At 41.7% G+C, this 975-nt stretch carries 1 protein-coding gene; it reads left to right on the top strand.

The features are described from left to right. On the top strand, nt 1-969 hold a 969-nt coding region (locus tag LKE01_RS11830), incomplete at its 5' end, for an IS30 family transposase (RefSeq protein WP_225364763.1). Nucleotides 970-975: the final 6 nt, after the last annotated feature.

Raw genomic sequence — 975 nt, 5'->3', positions numbered from 1 at the left:
ACTATAAAAGAACGTGAAATACTTATGTTTTTACGAGCTAAGGGGTTATCTATCCGGGCTGTTGCGTTACGGCTGGGGCGAAATCCAAGCACTATTTCACGGGAGTTAAAACGTTGTGCAGGTAATTATTCCCCAAGCAAAGCAGATAATGACTATCATCAAAAGCGGCAGAATTGTCACAAGAAGCGACTATTAGACAGCCATCCACAATTACGTCGTCAAATTGTTCATTACATCTTAGATCTGCACTGGTCACCAGAGCAGATTACCGCTCGCTTTAATAAGGAACATCAATGGTGTGTTAGCTACAACACAATTTACCGTCATATCTATCAACACAATTTAGGTGAGAAGTACTCCTCACGTGGTGATACCGGTATTCAGCGCCATCTCAGACATAAACATCGGACTCGGCATTCAAAGAATACTAGACGACATCGAGAAGTACAGACCGACTATATCTCGATCCATGAGCGCCCTGGTTTTATCAACCAGCGTCAACGTATAGGTGACTGGGAAATTGATACTGTGATTGGTCGAACGGGTCACTCCATCCTTTTAACGGTTGTCGATCGGCTTAGTCGGCTTACGCTTATCAAAAAGGTTGTGCAAAAGGACTCGCAGGAGATAAATAAAGGCTTAGTTGAACTGTTAGGGGCCATTCCTAAAGAATTTGTTCATTCTATTACACCAGATCATGGGACCGAATTTCTTCATCTTGATGAAATCAGCGAAAGGTTAGGTGTTACTGTCTATTGGCCCGATCCATATTCGCCTGAACAGCGTGGAACAAATGAGAATACAAATGGATTAATCCGGGAATATTTTCCCAAGCGAACAGATATTGATAATTATACAGAACAGGACGTTGAACACTGCCAAAAGCAGTTAAATCAACGTCCTCGCAAAGTGTTAAACTATGAAACCCCATATGAAGTATTTTTTGACAAACCGTTGCACTTAGTTTGACAATTC

It is taken from the genome of Lentilactobacillus kefiri (assembly GCF_007989105.1).
In the GTDB taxonomy this organism is placed as follows: Bacteria; Bacillota; Bacilli; order Lactobacillales; family Lactobacillaceae; genus Lentilactobacillus; species Lentilactobacillus kefiri.
The sequence above is the reverse complement of the archived record's forward strand: the minus strand, read 5'-3'. Positions and strand labels throughout refer to the sequence as shown.